We start from the raw sequence: 19044 nt of genomic DNA, 5'->3' as shown, positions 1-19044 counted from the left end.
GGCCGGCGCGTTCTCTCCCCGCGGCCGGCGCGCTCCGTCCGTCAGTCGTCGGCGCGCTCCATCTCCAGCTCGACCTCCGTGCCGCCGTCGGGCACCGCGCGCAGCCGGGCCGTGCCCCCGTTGCGCTGCATCCGGCCGATGATCGACTCGCGGACGCCCATCCGGTCGTCCGGCACGGCGTCCAGGTCGAATCCCGGGCCGCGGTCGCGCACGGAGAGGAAGACCGTACGCCCCTCGACCTCCGCGAACACCTGGACGGCGCCGCCCTCGCCACCGTACTTGGCGGCGTTGACCATCGCCTCGCGCGCTGCCTGCATCTGCGCGGACAGCTTCTCGTCGAGCGGGCAGTCGCCGACGACCACGACCTCGATCGGGACCCCGTGGTAGTCCTCCACCTCGGCCGCCGTCCGCTTCACCGCGTCGGCGAGGGTGGTGGGCTCGTCCGCCTCGTCCTTGCCGGTGCCCTCCGGCTTGTAGAGCCAGGCGCGCAGCTCGCGCTCCTGGGCGCGGGCGAGCCGGCGGACCTCTCCCCCGTCGTCCGCGTTGCGCTGGATGAGCGTCAGGGTGTGCAGGACCGAGTCGTGGACATGCGCGGCGACCTCGGCGCGCTCCTGGGCGCGGATCCGCATCAGCCGCTCCTCGGAGAGGTCCTGGGTCATCCGGACGAGCCAGGGCCCGGCGAGCAGGGCGGTCCCGGCGACGACGGCGATCGCGCCCGTCAGCACATTGCCGAACTGGGCCGCCGAGCCGCGCACCACCACGAAGACGGCGAGGCCGAGGCCGACCAGCGCGACGCCGGCGAGGCTCCGGGCCAGCTGGAATATGCGGTGGCGGCGGCCGATCTCCGTCCAGCGGGCACGGCGCGCGTTGTCCGCCTGTCGCCAGACGAGGACGACGCCGACGCCGATCAGCAGCATGGGCCAGATGTAGCGGTCGGCGTGGCTGCGGCCCAGGCTGACATTGCCGATGAAGGTGGCCGCGCTGACGACCAGCGCGAGCAGGGCGAAGAGCTGCCCCTTGTCGGGCTTGCGCAGCCGGCGTCTGCCGTCGGGGCTGATCTCGAAGAGCGGGCGCGACTCGACGGCCCGTCCTCCGACGCCGAGCGGGACGACGATCCAGAACACGGCGTAGAGCAGGGCGCCCAGGCCCTGTGAGAAGAAGAAGAGGAGGAAGACGAGCCGGACCCAGACCACCGGCAGTCCGAGATGACCGGCGAGCCCGCGCGCGACGCCGCCGAGCAGCCGGCCGTCCGCGCTGCGGTACAGCTTGCGCGGCGGCAGCTCCTCGGGCCCGGGGGCGCGGGAGTGCGGCGGCGCGGCGGGGCGAGGCGGAGCGGCTGGCATGACACCGATGGTCACACGGCGGGGTGCGGCAGGGCATCAGGGTCGTACCCCTGACGCGACCCTGATCCGTTCCCGGGGGCGGGGCGGGGCCAATATCAGGGTCAGACCGGGGTCGTCGCCGGTGGAGACCGGGCCCTCGCACCGTCACCATGGGCGTATGACCCAGCCGCCGACTCAGCCGCCGTCCTCGCCGACCGCGCCGTCCGACGCGTCACCTCCGCCGTCGGGCGCGGACGCGGTCCCGGGCGCGTCCGTGCCCCTGCAGCGCAGTTCCCGTCAGAAGGTGTTCGCGGGGGTGTGCGGGGGGCTCGGGCGGTATTGCGACGTGGACCCCGTCATCTTCCGGATCGTGCTCGGTGTCCTCGCGGCCGCGGGCGGGCTCGGGCTGATCTTCTACGGCTTCGCGTGGCTGCTGCTGCCGCTGGAGGGCGAGGAGGAGAACGAGGCGCGCAGGCTGCTGTCGGGGCGGGTGGACGGCGCGTCGCTGATCGCCGTGCTGATGGCGCTCGCGGGGTGCGGTCTTTTCCTGTCGATGCTGGACAACGGGGAGACGCTGAGTTTCGCCGCGATGCTGTCGATCGCGGTCGTGGGGTCGGCGGTCTGGTCTCAGCACCGGCGGGGGACGCTGCCGGACGGCGGGCCGCTCGATCCGGCGACGGCGCACATGGTGGCGGAAGCTCCTCCGGAGACGAAGGCGCCGCCGACGCCGGGCACCCCGTCGTGGTGGCGGGACCCAATCGTGAAGGACGGCTCCACGGGCCCCGTGGGGACGGACTACATGTGGGGGCCGGAGGACGCGCGGATGGAGGCGCGGCCGTGGGAGTGGCACAAGGACGGCGGGGACGGAGCGGGCGACCGGGACCGGGCCGGTGTCCGGATACGGGAGTCCCGCCCCCGGGGCCCGCGGGGGATCGCCGGGATCGTCTTCCTGCTGGCGCTGCTGGCGGGTGGGACCGGGACCGGGCTGTCCTGGGAGAGCCGGCCACTGGGCGCGAGCCTGGAGATCGGGCTGACCGCCGCGCTCGCGGTGTTCGGGCTCGGGATCGCGGTCAGCAGCTTCCTGGGCCGTACGGGGGCGGGCACGGTCTTTCTGACGGTGGTCACGGCGGGGCTGCTCGCCGGGAGCGCGGCCCTGCCGCAGAACATCACGACGGAGTGGGCTCGCCGGGACTGGGCGCCGGTGTCGGTGGCGGCGGTGCAGCCGCGCTACGAACTGGGGTCGGGCATCGGCACCCTCGATCTGGGCGGGCTCGCCATTCCGAAGGGGCGGACGGTCACTTCGTCGGCCGAGGTGGGCGCGGGACAGCTCAAGGTCGTCGTACCGGAGGGAGTGACGGTGAAAATGACGGCGAAGGCCGGTCTCGGGGACATCCGGCTGCCGGGTGAGCCGCCGAACGATGTGGACATATCGCCGGCCCAGTCGCGGGGGCGCGTGCTGGCGCCGGCCGCGGGCAGCGCTCCGGCGGGGACGCTGCTGTTGACCCTGAAGGTCGGACTCGGACAGGTGGAGGTGTCCCGTGCTGCTTCATGAGTTCCGGCCGGGCCGGCTGATCGTGGGGCTGACGGCGCTGACGGCGTCCGCCGCGTACGCGGGCGACGCGGCGGACGCCTGGCACACACCGTGGTTCGCGGCGCTGCCCCTGGTCTTCTTCGGGCTGTTCCTGGCGGCCGTGGTGACCTTGGGCCACTACCTCATACGCCGGCGTCGGTCGGCGAGGACGGCGTCCAGGGAGAACGTCGGCGCTCCGGCGAGCACGAGCGGCAGCCAGGCCATGAGATAGGGGAGGTCGTTGCCGTAGTAGTACGGCGTGGCCTGCCAGCTCACCGTGAGCCAGAGGCTGAGCGAGATCAGGGCGCCGCCGAGTGCGGCGATCCGGGTGAGGAGGCCGAAGAGGGCGCCGAGGCCGACGGCGAGTTCACCGATGGCGATGGCGTATCCGAAGCCGGCGGGGCTCTTGAGGGCCAGGTCGACGAGGGCGGGGATCGCGGAGCTGTCGCGGACGCCCCGCATCATCTCGCCGACGGAGCCGCTGCCGGTGGCCGAGAAGAAGCCGCTCTGGGTGAGCTTGTCGATGCCCGCGTAGATGAAGGTGACGCCGAGGAAGATCCTCAGCGGCAGGAGTGCGTGACGCGTGGCGCTCTCCCGCAGGCCGGGGCGCTCACCGCCGAGCCCTCCGTAACCGTCCATCCGGTAGCCGTGTGTCATCGCCGGGTCCGCCTCTCCCTGTCCCGCACCGCTGCCGCGGAGGCGGCTGCCCCCACGTGCCCTGTCCCTGCATACGCAGGGAACACATCCGGCGCTCAGTGAACCAGCCGTTGGGCAGCGCGGGGCGGGCCTACCCGGAAAAGACGTGAAAACTCTTCATCGAAACAGGAGCAACAATCGGCCGAATTCGCTCAGTCCATGACTTCGATGATCACGCGGTTGGTTTCGATCCCCGCCGCGGTGACGACCTGCACCTCGACGGCTCCGGGCTCCACCTCCACCGGTACGGGCACGGTGAGTGAGGTGTCCGCCGGGTTGGCGAATCCGCCGGGGACGGGCACCAGCGGCACATGGACGTGGACCGCGCCGATCCGGACGACCATCCGGGCCAGCCGGTCCGGGGTGCCGGCGCCGGGCGGGACGAATCCGGCGCCGCGGATCTCGATGTCGTCGCCGGTCCGGATGGGGGCGTCGAGATCGCCCGCCTCCCTGGCCCGAACGACGGAGAGCACGACGGGGCGCCCGCCCTCGGCGTACTTCCCGGCGAAGTAGGTGGCGGCGGAGACCCCGACGAGGAGGGCCAGCGCCCAGGGCAGATCGGGTAGTTGCTCGGGGCGCCGGGCGAGCCGTACGGCGGCGAAGACCACGGCGACGGCGTTCACCAGCGTGTACTGCACATCGGTGAAGCTGCCGCGTCCGCCGTCGTCGCAGAGCAGGTCGGCGAGGCGGGGCCGGTCGGCGCGCACCTTCTGGAGCCGCTGGCCCAGCACCCGTACGGACACCACCCGGCGCACGACGACGGCGATGGCGCACACCACGGCGAGGACGCTCACCAGACCCGCGCCCCGGGCCAGTTCGAGACCGGCGATCAGTTCGTCGCGGCGGCGGTGCCCGGAGGCGCCGGCGAGTTCGAAGGCGAGGACGAGCACGGCGTAGACGACGAGCAGCACCCAGGCGGAGGCGACGGTCCGTGAGGTCGAGAGCCGGTTGTCCTCACCGATCAGCGGCGCGAGCAGCCCGCCGCGGGCGCGGTGCAGCCACGCGGCGGCGGTCAGCAGCCCGGCGCAGAGGACAGCGGCGACCAGTCCGGCCGTCCGGGCGAGGGTCCAGCCGGTACCGATCGCGGTCACCGCCTGCGCCAGCAGGAGCAGGACGACGCAGCCCCAGGCAGCGAACAGGGTGTGCCGCCAGACGGTGTGCAGCCAGGCGTCCCCCGCCTCACGGCTGCGGTCCGCCACCGCGCGGGCGGACTGGGTGAGTTCGTCGGACACCCACTGCCGGGAGGCACCCACGGAGTGCGCGACAGCGGCGGGCAGCCCCTGCCCGGCGGCCAGTTCATCGCGCTTCGCCAGAAACGCGGCCACGGCTCTCCGGTGCCCTTCCCGAGCCCCGTGCGGACAGTCCCCGCACGCACAGCCACCGCTGTGCACGCCCTGCCGCACCTCTTGCACCGCCACGCCGATTGCCGCCTTCCCCGCCCCGCGCCTCAGCCCGGGTCCCGCCCGGATGAACTTCCTTGCATCGCAAGGAAATTGTCCCGCACGAAGGGAGGGGTATGTGAAGTTTGCCGGGTCGGTGCGGGTGACAACATCGTTACGGTGTTGACCCGCGAACCCGCCGGACCACCGGGCTCAGCCCTCCGTGGGACGGCGCCGGTTGATCGCGGTGAGGTCGATGCTGATGGCGAACGGCTCCTTCAGCTCCAGCCGCTCGCGGTGGATGCCGGTCGGGACGTAGGCATGGGTGGCCGGGTCGAGTTCGTAGCTGTAGACGACGGGGAAACCGCGCTCTTCCTCGACCCGCCAGAAGTAACGCACCCCGGCGGCGGCGTACTTGCGCGGCTTGACGTCACGGTCGCGCTCCACGGAGTCGTCGGAGACGACCTCGACGGCGAGAACAATGTCTTCCGGCCTGTGCCAGGTCTGCCGCGGACCGGTATCCCCCTCCACGCGGTACACCAGGATGTCCGGCTCAGGGCGATTCTTGTGATCGATCCTGATGGTCATCTCACGATCGACGTCAAGTTCATCAGGCGCCTGGTCGAGCAGCGCACGCTCCAGCAGACGCATGGTGCGCATATGAAATCGAGTCTGCGGACTCATGAGGACGAGGCTCCCGTCGATCAGCTCGGTGTGCGGCGGGAGGCCCGGAATCCGGTCGAGGTCGTCCGCGGTCCAGCCCCCGGCGGGCGGGATCGGCCACTGGTATCGCGGTTCCAGCCCGTGCTCAGGTGCGGCGCTCATGATTACTCCCATACGACGGAGTCTGACCCCTACCAGCAGCCTACCCAGGCGATACGACGACGCCGCCGCCCAAACGAATGAGCGACGGCGTCGGCGTTGACCAGCCAGGGGCGGCTACTCCCACTCGATGGTGCCCGGGGGCTTGCTCGTCACGTCGAGGACCACGCGGTTGACGTCGGCCACCTCGTTGGTGATGCGGGTGGAGATCTTCGCCAGTACGTCGTACGGCATCCGCGTCCAGTCCGCGGTCATCGCGTCCTCCGACGAGACCGGCCGCAGCACGATCGGGTGGCCGTAGGTGCGGCCGTCGCCCTGGACGCCCACGGAGCGCACGTCGGCGAGGAGGACCACCGGGCACTGCCAGATCTCGCGGTCCAGGCCCGCCGCCGTCAGCTCCTCGCGGGCGATGGCGTCCGCGTCGCGCAGCAGGTCGAGGCGCTCGCGCGTGACCTCGCCGACGATACGGATCCCCAGGCCGGGGCCCGGGAACGGCTGGCGCTGGACGATCTCGTCCGGCAGGCCGAGCTGCTGGCCGACCATCCGGACCTCGTCCTTGAACAGCTTGCGCAGCGGCTCGATGAGCTGGAACTCGATGTCGTCGGGGAGCCCGCCGACGTTGTGGTGCGACTTGATGTTGGCGGTGCCGGTGCCGCCGCCGGACTCCACCACGTCCGGGTAGAGAGTGCCCTGCACGAGGAATGCGACGTCCTCGCCCTCCGCGCCCGCCTCCGCGACGATCTCCGCCTGGGCCTGCTCGAAGACCCGGATGAACTCCCGGCCGATGATCTTCCGCTTCTGCTCGGGGTCCGAGACCCCGGCCAGCGCGGTGAGGAAGCGCTCCTCGGCGTCGACCACCCGGAGCTGCACGCCCGTCGCGGCGACGAAGTCCTTCTCGACCTGCTCGGTCTCGCCCTTGCGCATCAGACCGTGGTCGACGTATACGCAGGTGAGCTGGGATCCGATGGCCCGCTGCACCAGCGCCGCGGCCACCGCCGAGTCCACGCCGCCGGAGAGCCCGCAGATGGCGCGCTTGGTGCCGACCTGCTCACGGATGAGCGCGACCTGCTCGTCCACCACATTGGCGGTGGTCCAGGTCGGCTCGATGCCCGCGCCGCGGTAGAGGAAGTGCTCCAGGACCTGCTGGCCGTGCGTGGAGTGCATGACCTCCGGGTGGTGCTGCACCCCGTACAGCTTCTTCTCGTCGTTCTCGAACGCGGCGACCGGCACGACGTCCGTGGAGGCGGTGACCGTGAACCCCTCGGGCGCGGCGGAGCAGGCGTCGCCGTGCGACATCCAGACGGACTGCTCGGCCGGGGTCCCTTCGAAGAGGGTGGAGCCGGTCTTCGAGACGCGCAGGGAGGTACGGCCGTACTCACGCGCCCCCGTGTTGTCGACGGTCCCGCCGAGCGTCGTCGCCATGAGCTGGAAGCCGTAGCACATGCCGAGGATGGGGACACCGGCCTCGAAGAGCGCGCGGTCGACGCTCGGGGCGTTCTCCGCGTACACGGAGGACGGGCCGCCGGAGAGGATGATCGCCTTGGGCTTCCTGGCCAGCATCTCGGCCACGGGCATCGTGGACGGGACGATCTCGCTGTAGACCCGGGCCTCGCGGACGCGGCGGGCGATGAGCTGGGCGTACTGCGCGCCGAAGTCGACGACGAGTACGACGTCGGGGGCGGCGGGGGGTGCTGCTGGCACTGGGGGCGGCCTTCCGGCGGAGGTGGGACGTTCACACGGTGCTGACGGACAGCACGGTGCTGCTCTCCCGAGTCTAACGGGGGCGGTGCCGGGCGAGGGGCGGTCCCTGAACGGAGGTGAAGGGCGGTCCCTGAACGGAGACGGGTGGAGACGGGTGGAGCCCGCCCCGTCTCATCATCCGGCCCCGTTTTGCGGTCCGCCCGGACACCGGGTCCATACTGTGCCCATGCACAAGCAGCTCACCTTCGTCTTTACCTATGGCACCGGCCCGTCCGGCTGCCATGGTCGTGCTGCTTGAGCTGACAAGCGACTTCCCAGGCGCCCCGGGCCGACAAGGCCCGGGGCGTCTGTCGCGTTCGGGGCCGTACGGCTCAGGGCCCCCGAACCGACAAGGACCCGTCATGGCATCCGACACCACCGCCGTCACCGGCACCGCCGCCGCCCGCACGACCGCACGCCGCGAGAACACCGGCGCCCGCACCACCGAGGCCGCCTCGCTCATCGGCGGCGCGCGGGAGCGGATCGACGCGCTGGACGACCGCATCATCGGCCTCGTCCAGGAACGGATGGCGATCTCCGCCGTGATCCAGGACGCCCGGATCACCTCCGGAGGGCGGCGCGTGAATCTCTCCCGGGAGATGGAGATCCTCGCCCGCTACCGGGACGCCCTCGGCAAACCGGGCACCGCGCTGGCGATGACGCTGCTGGAGCTGAGCCGGGGCCGCGTCTGACACCGCCGCCGGCCTTGCTCGTCTCACCCTTACGGCACCGTGACCGCCCGCGGGGCCCGTTCGTTGGGCCGTACGGGCACGCAGCACACTTCATCGCAGTCGGGAGAAGGACCGCGTGGCTCCGCCGGGGCGTGCGACGGGTACGTCGTGGGACCTCGTCCCGGCGCCCGTGACCGGCCGGCAGGGGACAGCCGCCCGGTCGCCGGAGGAACGGCCGGTTCCGGGGACGCCCGGGACCGGCCTCGCGGCCACACGCTGTGACGCAGGCCACATAAAGATTCCGTGAAGACCGCTGCAACCATTCCCATGGGTCACAGGTCTTGCATGCGAAACAACGGCCTCACCCGTGACCCCACATCATCTGGGAGGGCCCAACGACTCCGCACCGCATCCTGTCGGTGCGCCGAATTTCGCTGAGGTCTTTCATGAAGCTCCGCCGCGCCATGGCGGTCGCAGCCGCGACCGCCGTCATCGCCCCCGCCGCGTTCTTCGCGGCGCCCGCCGCGTTCGCGACCGAAGGCGACACCACCACCCCGCAGACCTCCGCCGGGACACCCGGCTCCGAGACGCCCGACACCGAGACGCCCGAGGCCGGCGCCGGTGAGACCGGCGAAACGCCGCCCGTCGTGGAAACACCGCCGACCGACGAGGCCCCGGCACCGCCGGAGACCGACCCCGAGACCGAGAAGGAGACCCCGGACACTCCGCCCACCGAGCCCGAGGAGGAGGGCGCTCCCGAGGCCGGGAAGCCCTCGCCCAGCACCTCGCAGAGCACACCGGCGGCCGCGCCGTCCGAGACCTCGGCCGGCGAGGCCCCCGGCGACCCGATCGAGTGCGCCGACGACAGCGAGCTCGCGTTCGACGAGAACCTCAAGACCAGCCTGACCGGCCTGCCGGAGCGGATCGTCGCGGGCAGCGGCTTCCACGGGTTCAAGTTCAATGTGTCGAACAAGGGCAAGAACGTCTACACCCGCGTCGACCTCGCCGTCTTCGCCTCCCAGATCGACGAGAAGACCTGGGAGGACACCTCCAGCCACCTGACGCTCCAGTACAAGGACCCGGTGTCGGGCCAGTGGATCAACATCTCCCTGGACGAGAACGACGAGGGCGCCGGCTACCTCGGTTACACCGACATCCGGGCGAAGGAGTCGTTCTCCGTCGACCTGCGCCTGAGCGTGGACAAGTCCGCCCCGGCCGGTTTCGGTTACGTCATCGGCATCGGCGTCTACGCCGACGACAAGGGCAACTGCGTCCTGGCGGACGACTTCGCGTCGTACGAGTTCGACATCGCCGCCGCCGGTACGGACGCGGGCAACCCCGGCGAGGCCACGCCGCAGCCGCAGCCGCAGACCGGTGGCAAGAAGCCGATCCCGGCGAAGCCGGTCGGTAACACCGAGATCAAGCCGCAGGGTCACCTCGCGGAGACCGGTTCCTCCTCGACGGTTCCCGTCATCGGCATGGTGGGCGGGATCGCCGTCGTCGCCGGTGCCGGTGTGATGTTCGCGATGAAGCGCCGTCGTGACGGGGACGCCGCCGCGTAACACCCGCGGGCGGAACGGAACCGCTGAAGCTGGAGAGGCGCTGCACTCGGAGGGGGGTGCAGCGCCTCTCTGCGTCCTCGTCAGTTCGTTCGGGGCGGGACCGTCGGTATCCCCAGGAAGGGCAGCCTCAGCTCGCCGAACGCCCCCGCCGGGACCACCGGTGACCGTGGCTCCACGGGCGCGGGCCGCACGTACGGTGTCCCCGCGGCCTGCTCCGGGCGCGGATCGCGGTCCCCCTTGTTGGGCCAGAAGGACATCGCGCGTTCCGCCTGGGCGGTGATCGTCAGCGACGGGTTGACGCCCAGGTTCGCCGAGACCGCCGAGCCGTCGACCACGGAGATCCCGGGGTGCCCGTACAGCCGGTGGTACGGGTCGATCACGCCCTCCTCCGCCGATGCCCCGATGACGCATCCGCCCAGGAAGTGCGCGGTCAGCGGGGTGCCCATCAGCTCGCCCACGTTGCTGCCGGGGAAGCCGTTGATCTCCTCGGCCACGAGGGTCGCGGCGCGCGTGGCCTCGGGGATCTGCGTCGGGTTGGGGGCGCCGTGGCCCTGGCGGGCGGTGAGCAGGCCCTTGCCCACGCCGCCGGGTTTGCGGTACGTGGTGAGGGAGTTGTCCAGCGTCTGCATGACCAGCCCGATGATCGTCCGTTCCGACCATCTGCGGTACGAGAACGACCGGAGCAGCAGCACCGGATGGCGCACGGCGTTCCCGAGCCAGTTCCGGACGCGGTGGTCGCCGTACGGCACCTGGAGGATGCTGAGCGCGCCCATGGCGTTGGACCCCTTGCCGTACCGCACCGGCTCGATGTGCGTGGTCGGGTTCGGGTGGATGGAGGAGGTGATGGCGACGCCCCGGGTGAAGTCCGCCTTCGGCGCGCCGTGGCGTGCGCGGTAGCGCCGGTCCACGGTCCGCGCGCCCACCAGTGCCTCGGAGTTGGTACGGGTCAGGGCCCCGAGCCGGGACGAGAGGCGCGGCAGCAGGCCCCGGTCACGCATCGTGTGCAGCAGGGTCTGAGTGCCGTACGTACCGGCCGCGACCACGACATGACGGGCCCGGAACACTTTTCCGGGGCCGTCCGTTCCACCTTCTGAACGTGAACGGCTTGTTGTACGACCCATGCGCCGTTGGTCCGTCCGCACGGTGGTGACGCGCAGGCCGCCCTCCTCGTCCTCCGTGAGGGCGGTCACCGAGGTCATGGGGTGGATGACCGCTCCGGCCCGCTCCGCCAGGTGGAGGTAGTTCTCGGTCAGAGTGTTCTTCGCGCCGTGCCGGCAGCCCGTCATGCACTCCCCGCACTCGGTGCAGGCGCGGCGCGCCGGTCCCGTACCGCCGAAGTACGGGTCGTCCACCGTCGCCCCGGGGCGGGCCGTGGCCGTACCGGCCGCGTCCTCGCCGTCCCCGAAGAAGACGCCGACCGGGGCCGGACGGAAGCTGTCGCCCACGCCCATCGCCTCGGCCGCCGCCCTGAGGTGGACGTCCGAGGGGGTCGTCGTCGGATTGAGCCGTACGCCGAGCATGCGCCGCGCCTGGTCGTAGTACGGCTTCAGCTCCTGCTCCCAGTCGGTGATGGCGGCCCACTGCGGGTCCTCGAAGAAGGCGGCGGGCGGCACATACAGCGTGTTGGCGTAGTTGAGCGAGCCGCCGCCGACCCCGGCGCCCGCCAGCACCATCACGTTGCCGAGCAGATGGACGCGCTGGATGCCGTACAGACCGAGGGCCGGGGCCCAGAGATAATTCCTTATGTCCCAGGAGTTCTTCGGGAGCGTCTCACGGGTGAAGCGCCGGCCCGCCTCCAGGACTCCGACCCGGTACCCCTTCTCGGTCAGCCGCAGCGCGGAGACCGAGCCGCCGAAACCGGAACCGACGACGATCACGTCGTAGTCGTACCCGGCGTCATCGTCATGGTCGGGGTCGTATGCGTCCTTCTTCTGTGCCACCGGCTCTCCTCATCAGCGCAACGCCGCGGCGTCAGCGCAGCCGCAGCGCCTTCATCGCCCGCAGGTTCCGGCTCATGAAGGCCGCGTACCCCTCGTCGTCCATCCCGAAGGACGGCCCCATCGGAATGATCCGCTGCTCCGCCACCGTCTGGGCCTCGGTGTACTTGAGGATGCCCTCGGCGCCGTGGCGCCGGCCGAGACCGGATTCCTTCATTCCGCCCATCGGCGCCTGGACGCTGCCGTACGCGGACGCGTACCCCTCGTTGATGTTGACGGTGCCCGTGCGCAGCCGGGCCGCCACCGCGCGGCCACGGCGCGCGTCCCGGGTCCAGACGCTCGCGTTGAGGCCGTACGGCGTGCTGTTGGCGAGGTCGATCGCCTCGTCCTCGTCACCGAACCGGTAGAGCGAGACGACCGGGCCGAAGGTCTCCTCGGCGCAGACCGCCATGGGCGCCTCGACGCCTTCGAGGATGGTCGGTTCGTGGAAGTAGGGCCCGATGTCGGGGCGCGCGGCACCGCCCGCGACGACGGTGGCGCCCTTGGCGACGGCCTCCTCGACATGGCGCACGACGGCCGCCAGCTGCCGCTCCCCGGCGAGGGAGCCCATGTCGGCGCCGTACGCGAGCGAGCTGCCGAGCCGCATCGCCTTCGTCCGGGCGGCGAACCGCTCCACGAACGCGTCGGCGACCGACTCGTGCACGTACAGCCGCTCGATGGAGATGCAGAGCTGGCCGGCCGACGAGAAGCAGGCGCGCACCGCGCCCGCCGCGGCCTTCTCCACGTCCGCGTCGGCCAGCACCAGCATGGCGTTCTTGCCGCCCAGTTCGAGGGAGACGCCGACCATCCGGTCCGCCGCGCCCCTGGCCACCTCGCGGCCGGTCCGCGTGGACCCGGTGAACGAGACGTAGTCCGCGTGCCGGACCACCTCGGGGCCGATGACGGGCCCCTCCCCGAGGACGACCTGGAAGACCTCGGCGGGCAGCCCGGCCTCGATCAGCAGGTCACGGGCCCACAGCCCGGTGAGCGCGGTCTCCGTGTCGGGTTTCATGACGACGGCGTTCCCCGCGACGAACGCGGGCAGCGCGTCCCCCACGGTCAGTTCCAGCGGATAGTTCCACGGCGCGATCTGGCCGACGACCCCGCGCGGCAGGCGCGCCTCGGTGACCCGGGTCAGCAGCGGCACGGCGCCGGTGTGGCGCTTCGTGCGCAGGTACGACGCGGCCCTGCGCCCGTAGTGCCGGGCGGCCACGGCGACCGCCTGGACCTCCTCGTGGGCGTGCAGCCTGGCCTTGCCGGTCTCCAGCTGGATGAGGTCGAGCACCTCGGCCTGGCGCTGGAGGAGCAGATCGTGGAAGCGGAGCACCACCGCCGCCCTCCGACGCACCGGCAGCGCGGCCCAGACGGGCTGGGCGGCACGGGCCCGCTCGTAGGCGGTCGCCACGTCCTCGGGGGTGGACTCGGGCAGGTCCGCGAGCTTCTCCCCGGTGAACGGGGTGTGGCCGGCCGTGCGGCCGGAGCCGACGACGCCGCGCGTGAGCTGGGCGACCACCTCAGGGGTCACCACATCGGCCGCCGTACGGACCCCGGCCGGGACGGGCGCCACCGGGTTGGTGCCGGTCGCGGCCCCGGTCGTGGTGTCGGGCGCGGTGCCGGAGCCGGAATCGGCGGCGGAGGTGGGGGCGGGGGCCTGCGAGTCCGTCATGGCACCGAGCGTATTCCGTGGACGAGGCTTTGAATACCCAGCAGTAACAGCCAATCGGGGCGCGGGATCCGGCCCGGACGCGGGTGGCGCGTATGCCGCGCCCTCCGCGTGCCCGGAGCCTCGTACGCCGTGTCCTCCGGCCGCCTGCTTACGCCGCGTACTGCCCCGTACTGCCGTGTTCCGCCTCAGCCGCCGGACGCGCCCGATGCGCCGGTCGCGCCGGTCGCGCCGGTCGCACTCGAATCGCCGGATTCTTCGGGCGGCTCCGTCCAACTGCGCAGGATGGCGTCGAACTGCTTGCGGGTCTTGGCCCAGCCCTTCTCAGGGCCCGACATGTAGATCGCGTACTCCGTGGAGCTGTCGTCCGAGTAGTAGATCTGGTCGATGGCGTGCCGCTTGCCCGGGCGGTCGCCCGTCTCCAGCCAGGTGAACTCCCAGAGCGCGGCCTGCGCCTGATCCCGGTACCGGTTGGGCTGAAGCTCGATCAGGGTGTACTCCAGCCGCTCCCGCAGGCTCTGCTCCATGCTCTGCGCGTGCAGCATCGGGGTCTCGAAGTCCGGCGCCCCTATGCTGATCCGCAGCAGCGTCAGTCCGCCGTCCGGGCTGTAGTCGATCTGGGCACTGTCCGTCAGCCGCGTCCAGCCCTCGGGCAGGCTGACGCTGAAGCCCTCCGGCGCCGTGACGCGCTTCCAGCCCTTGGCGACGGTGCCGCCGGTGGAGCCGTCGGCGTCTTCGTCGTCGGCGGCGCCGCCGTCCGACTGCCCCGCCGAGGTGTTGGTCCCGCCCGCGCCGTCCGCCGTGCCGGAGCCGCCGTCCGAGAGCTTGAGGGCGACGAAGCCGGCGCCGCCGCCGAGGACCGCTGCCGCGACGACCGCCACGGCCACCGTGCGCCAGCGGCGCCCGCGCCCTCGGCGTCCCAGGGCCGTCGCGGCCGGGGTCGGGGCCGGCACCGGTACGGGTACGGGCGGAGGCGCGGCGGCGGGCATCGGCTCGGCCCGGGGCACGTGCGCGGTGGCGGAACTGCCGGACGGGCGACCGGAGTCGACGGGCCGGCCGGGACTCCCCGGGTACGCGGCGGGCTCGGCGGGCTTGTCGGGTTGGTCGGTGCCTGTCGGCACGACGCGCGTCGCGGCGTACGTCGGCGCCTCGCCCCGCGCGTCGGGTGCCGCCGGGGCGCCGGTCCCGTCCGGGCTCCGCCCCGCGGCCACCTCGCGGAGCATGCGCTCGCACCCGGCGGTGTCCGGCCGCCCCGCCGGGTCCTTGCGGAGCAGCGCCGTGATGACCGGGGCGAGGGCGCCGGCCCGGTCGGGGTGGGCCGGCTCGTCGCTGACGACCGCCTGCATCGTGGTCAGCGGCGAACTGCGGCGGAACGGCGAGGTCCCCTGCACGGCCGTGTAGAGCGTGACGCCCAGCGACCAGAGGTCGGAGGCGGGGCCGGGGTCCTTGCCCCGTACCCGCTCGGGCGCCAGATAGTCGATGGAGCCGACCACTTCGCCGGTCCTGGTGATCGTCGCGTCGCCCTCGATCGCCGCTATGCCGAAGTCGGTGAGCAGGACGCGGCCGTCCCGCGCGAGCAGGACGTTGCCCGGTTTCACATCGCGGTGCAGCACCCCGGCGGAGTGCGCGGCGCGCAGCCCGCCGAGGACCGCGAGGCCGATTCTGGCCACCTCATGGGGGTCGAGCCGGCCGGACTCCTTCGTGGCGTCGGCGAGGGACGGGCCGTCGACGTACTCCATGACGATCCACGGCCGGTCGTCGTGGTGGAGGACGTCGTGGACGGTGACGACGGCCGGGTGGGTGATCCGGGCGGCGGCGCGCGCCTCCTTCTGGGTGCGGCGGTGGAGTACGGCACGGTCCGCCTCGGAAACGTAAAGCCCCGCGGTCAGTTCCTTGATGGCGACCGTGCGGTGCAGTACCTCGTCGTGCGCGCGCCAGACCTTGCCCATGCCGCCGCTGCCGATGACCTCGCCCAGCCGGTAACGCCCGGCAAGCACCGGTCCGTCACCGGTACCCGCCCGGGCCGTGTCCGTACCCGTAGCCGCGCCCGTGCCTGTGTCCGCGCCCATACTCTGCGAATGCTCCACGTCCCAGCCCCGTTCCTTGGGACCACAGGGTACGGAGGGAACAGGGTGACGGGAAGCGCGGGTCCTCTCAGCCCGTCACACGGTAGGTGTTGGTGGCCTGTTGGTATATCTCGGAGACCTTGTCGCGCTGGTCGTCCGGGCCGATGACCTGCACTATGTGGTAGCGGCCTGCGATGATCATCGCCAGGTTCCGTACGTAGACCTGGCGTCCGCTGCTGTCCTGCCAGGTGTACTGACCCTCCGCCATGGCCTGGCTGCCCACGTCGATCCGGCGAAGTCCGGTGGCGCTGGACCAGGAGGAGTCGCGGAACGGCTGGAGCTCCCGTTCCTTGTCGCTCTGATAGGCGAGCGGGTCGTCACCGTTGTCCGCCACGCTGTCCCGGCCGGGGACGACGATCAGGGTGAAGTCGCCTCCGACGTAGCGGACTTGGCCGCTGTCGTTGATGGGACGCCGCTGCCAGTCCTTGTCGACCGCCGTGCGGAAACCTTCGGTGTCGTCCCGTAGTTCGTAGCCGTTGGCGACATTGTCCGCGGGTCCCGAGGTCTGGGGCGCGGAGGTGTTCGGGCTGCCCGTCGGGGTGCCGGAGGACGCCTCGCCGGTCGGGGTGGGGTCCGGGGACCGCGGCGCGGACGAGGCGCCCGGGGACTCCTCGCTGACGCGCTGCCCCTGCTGTTGGGTGGTGTCGGCCTTCGGCATGAACATCACGGCGTACACGACGGCACCGACGACGAGGAGCAGTATCAGCATCAGCAGAGTGCGGCCCAGGGAGCGCGGGCCGCGCCTCTTGTCGTCACGGTCCCGCCGGCCCCCCGACCGGCCGCCCGGCCGGTCGTCGGACCCGGCGTCCAGCATGCTGTCCAGGCCGCCGTCGTCGAAGCGGTCGCGCTGGTCCTGCCGGTCGTGCCGGTCCTGCCGGAAGAGTTCCTCGGTCCCGGGCCCCAGCGGCGCCTCGTACCGCCTCAGCTCCTCGGCGCCGCCCCTGGGGGGCCTGCCCGCCGTCTCGAACTTCCCGGCCTTCCCCGCCTTCCCTGCCTTTTCCTTGCGCTCGTTGCCCTTCTTCTGGCGGTGCCGCCCCAGGTCCCGGCGCCGCCGCCGGCGGACCAGCTCGCCCCTGCGCCGCTTTATCGGCAGCCGCGTGGCGTCCTCGGACAGCAGCGGGACGACGTCCAGACCGGCCTCCGGCTCGGGCGCGGACCGCACGAGCGAGCGCAGCCAGCCGCGCAGCTCCTCGAAGTCCGGCCGCTCGGTGGGGTCCTGACGCAGCAGCGACTCGACGACGGGCCGCAGCGGCCCGCACTCCTCGGCGAACGCGGGCGGCTCGGCGCAGACGAGCTGCACCAGCTCGATGGCGCTCTCCTCCGGATACGGGGCATGGCCCTGCACCGCGCGGTAGAGCAGCGCGCCGAGCGCCCACAGGTCGGTGGCGGGTCCGATGGGCGGCGCGAGCTGCCAGTTCTCGTGTACGGGACCGGCCTGCTCGGGCGACCAGCGCTCCGTGACGGCGCCGACGACGGCGATCCGGGCCTGCCGGGCGCGCTCGGCCGCGAGGGGCGTGGCAGGACCGCGGTAGGCGGGCGAGGCGCTGTTCGACATGACCTCGTCCCACCGGCCGGTGCCGAGGCCCGGCCGGGCCGCCCCGACGTCGCCCGCCCCGGCACCCGCCCCGGATCCGAAGCCTGCCGGGGAGCCCGCGCCGGAACCGGGACCGGTGCCGGAGTACGGGGTGTCGCCGCCCCGGGCCATGACCAGGTCGGTACCGGGCCGGTGGTCCGCGTCGCCGCGCGCGGGCAGCCCGGAGGTGGCGCCGCCCGCGCCGTACGGCCCTGGGCCGCCGTAGGGCGTTGGGCCGCCGCCCGGGAGGCCGCCGCCACCGGCGGGTACGGAGCCCGATGCGTCGTTCCAGGACGCCGGGCCGTCGCGCCATGTCCCGGCGAGCTGGGGGCGGTAGGGGGTGGGCGGGTCGTCGTCCTCGTCCGCGTCGGCGTCACCGTCCGGATCGGCGGCCGAGAAGCCGCGCGGCTGGGCCCACCAGTCCGGTTCGGGACCGGCGCCGCGCGGCGCCTCCTGGGGCCCGTTCCGCGTGCCGCTGTCCGCCGTTCCGCCCTCACCGGAATCCGCTCCGGTCCCGGTACCCACGGCGCCGGGGCCGGTGTGCGTACCGGTATCCACGGAGCCGGAGCCGGTGCCCACGGAGCCGGAGCCGGTGCCGGTGCCCACGGAGCCGGTGCCGGGCTCGGGGAGCGGGGGCACCGCGGTCCTGCCGGAGTTCTGGTCCTCGCCGGCCCGCGCGGCGGCGCGGGCGCCCGCGCGGTACGCGGCGATGGCGCCGGCGCGCGCGGCGCGGATGTCTCCCGAGGCGTTACCGCTCGGCAGCGCGGGCTGGCCGCCGAACGGGGCCGGCACCCCCGGGGTCGCGCCCTGCGGACGGGGGAAGGCACCGGACGTACCGGACGAGGCGCCCTCCCGGTACGGGGACTCGGGGCGCGCCTTCTCCAGTTCGGCGCGGCCGGAGGAGCCGGGCAGGCCCGCCGTCGGCCCCGGCTCGTACGCCGGTCCCTGGCGGGTGGCGCCGGGCACTCCGCCGGACGGCGCGAACCCTTCGGGCAGCCCGAGCCGCCCCTCGGAGCCGAGCTGACCGTCCGGGCCGAAGTGCTCCTGGGCCCCCAGCCGTCCCGCCCCGTCGACCGGATCGGAACTCTGCCCCTGGCCCCGACCCTGCCCCTGACCCGAGTAGGTGTCAGGATCCGGTTCGAGGGCGGGCTCCGGATCGGGATCCGGCGGCTCCGGCACCGGCGCGTAGCCGCACAGGGCCTCCTCGGCCGCGCCCGCCGCGAGCCCGGTCAGCACGACCCGCCCGTCGTCACAGACGAGCACGGTGCGGACGGTGATGTTCCGGTGCGTCCAGCCGTGCGCGTGCACCACGCGTACGGCCGTGAGCACGTCGGAGGCGATCTCGGCCGCCCGGTAGGGATTGAGCGGCTTCTCGGCGAGCAGCGCGGCCAGCGGCCTGGCGGCGACCAGTTCACTCACTATCCACAGCGAACCGGACTCCGCGAAGACGTCGAAGACCTGGTCGAGGCGCGGGTGATCGGGGATCTGGGCGGCGCTCTGCGCGGCCTCGATGGCCCGCCGTACCGCCGGATCCGTATGCCTCCGTGCCGAGGAACGCCCGTGGACGCGCCGCGACGCTCCGCCGTCGGTCTCCACGACCTCGGCCTCCACGACCTCCGGCAGCGGCACCTGCCTGACGAGGACTTCCTGTCCGCTGTACGTGTCGAACGCGCGCGTCTCGACGAGTTCGTACTCGTCGGAGGGCGGCAACGGCAGGCGATAGCGGTCTGCGAGCACTCGACCCGCGTATTCGTCCACGACGCCTCCCCACAAACAGGCCGTCTCCTGGTCACGGAGACCCGCGTAACCGCCAATTCCGGTCGTTTACCGGCTCATTGTGGATGCGTACGGTTCGCGAGTTCTCACGATACGTGGCGGCGGGGGAACATGCCGCAGGGTCGCGGCAACCCGCTGCGGAACGTTCGCATCCGGTATTCCGCATCC

Annotated in this window: 12 protein-coding genes; 3 read left to right on the top strand and 9 right to left on the bottom strand. The window is 72.5% G+C overall.

Annotation, left to right across the window (positions count from 1 at the left end; translation table 11 throughout):
• Positions 1–41: 41 nt before the first annotated feature.
• The gene (locus ACFXKG_RS11595; RefSeq protein WP_384835862.1) at positions 42–1343 is read right to left on the bottom strand and encodes a PspC domain-containing protein; all 1302 of its coding nucleotides are present in this window, start codon (positions 1341–1343) and stop codon (positions 42–44) included.
• 157 nt (positions 1344–1500) lie between these two features.
• On the opposite strand from ACFXKG_RS11595, the gene ACFXKG_RS11590 reads away from it, so the two are divergent.
• On the top strand, positions 1501–2874 hold the full coding sequence (locus ACFXKG_RS11590) for a PspC domain-containing protein (protein ID WP_384835859.1): 1374 nt from the start codon (positions 1501–1503) through the stop codon (positions 2872–2874).
• Positions 2875–3030: 156 nt separating this feature from the next.
• Here ACFXKG_RS11590 and ACFXKG_RS11585 read toward each other — a convergent pair whose 3' ends face one another.
• The 4 genes from ACFXKG_RS11585 to guaA all read right to left on the bottom strand — a co-directional run bounded on the left by ACFXKG_RS11585 (position 3031) and on the right by guaA (position 7490).
• A complete protein-coding gene (locus ACFXKG_RS11585; protein WP_384835857.1) occupies positions 3031–3549 on the bottom strand; it encodes a DoxX family protein in 519 nt (172 codons plus the stop codon).
• A 191-nt stretch (positions 3550–3740) separates the two neighbouring features.
• Positions 3741–5006, bottom strand: coding sequence for a hypothetical protein (locus tag ACFXKG_RS11580; RefSeq protein WP_384835854.1), 1266 nt, complete (start codon positions 5004–5006; stop codon positions 3741–3743).
• Positions 5007–5180: 174 nt separating this feature from the next.
• Positions 5181–5792 (bottom strand): Uma2 family endonuclease, encoded by a 612-nt coding sequence (locus ACFXKG_RS11575; RefSeq protein ID WP_384835851.1) that lies wholly within the window; start codon positions 5790–5792, stop codon positions 5181–5183.
• Between the two features lie 114 nt (positions 5793–5906).
• The gene (guaA, locus tag ACFXKG_RS11570) at positions 5907–7490 is read right to left on the bottom strand and encodes a glutamine-hydrolyzing GMP synthase (protein ID WP_384835848.1); all 1584 of its coding nucleotides are present in this window, start codon (positions 7488–7490) and stop codon (positions 5907–5909) included.
• Between the two features lie 401 nt (positions 7491–7891).
• Between guaA and ACFXKG_RS11565 the strand changes: the two genes are divergently transcribed.
• Positions 7892–8221, top strand: coding sequence for a chorismate mutase (locus ACFXKG_RS11565; RefSeq protein ID WP_384835845.1), 330 nt, complete (start codon positions 7892–7894; stop codon positions 8219–8221).
• A gap of 425 nt (positions 8222–8646) precedes the next feature.
• Positions 8647–9762 carry an LAETG motif-containing sortase-dependent surface protein gene (locus ACFXKG_RS11560; RefSeq protein WP_384835842.1) on the top strand — a complete coding sequence of 372 codons (1116 nt, stop codon included), beginning with the start codon at positions 8647–8649 and terminating at the stop codon, positions 9760–9762.
• A gap of 80 nt (positions 9763–9842) precedes the next feature.
• On the opposite strand, the gene ACFXKG_RS11555 is transcribed toward ACFXKG_RS11560, so the two are convergent.
• From ACFXKG_RS11555 to ACFXKG_RS11540, 4 genes are all read right to left on the bottom strand, one after another.
• Positions 9843–11702 carry a GMC oxidoreductase gene (locus ACFXKG_RS11555; RefSeq protein ID WP_384835839.1) on the bottom strand — a complete coding sequence of 620 codons (1860 nt, stop codon included), beginning with the start codon at positions 11700–11702 and terminating at the stop codon, positions 9843–9845.
• A gap of 31 nt (positions 11703–11733) precedes the next feature.
• Complete coding sequence (locus tag ACFXKG_RS11550) at positions 11734–13404, bottom strand: succinic semialdehyde dehydrogenase (protein WP_384835836.1); 1671 nt, start codon at positions 13402–13404, stop codon at positions 11734–11736.
• A 185-nt stretch (positions 13405–13589) separates the two neighbouring features.
• Positions 13590–15470: a serine/threonine-protein kinase gene (locus ACFXKG_RS11545; RefSeq protein ID WP_384835833.1), complete on the bottom strand. Its 1881-nt coding sequence runs from the start codon at positions 15468–15470 to the stop codon at positions 13590–13592.
• Between the two features lie 85 nt (positions 15471–15555).
• Positions 15556–18858 carry a protein kinase gene (locus ACFXKG_RS11540; protein WP_384835830.1) on the bottom strand — a complete coding sequence of 1101 codons (3303 nt, stop codon included), beginning with the start codon at positions 18856–18858 and terminating at the stop codon, positions 15556–15558.
• Between the last annotated feature and the right edge of the window lie 186 nt (positions 18859–19044).

This window comes from Streptomyces sp. NPDC059255, assembly GCF_042752355.1.
In the GTDB taxonomy this organism is placed as follows: Bacteria; Actinomycetota; Actinomycetes; order Streptomycetales; family Streptomycetaceae; genus Streptomyces.
This window is presented reverse-complemented; position numbering and strand designations above follow the sequence as displayed.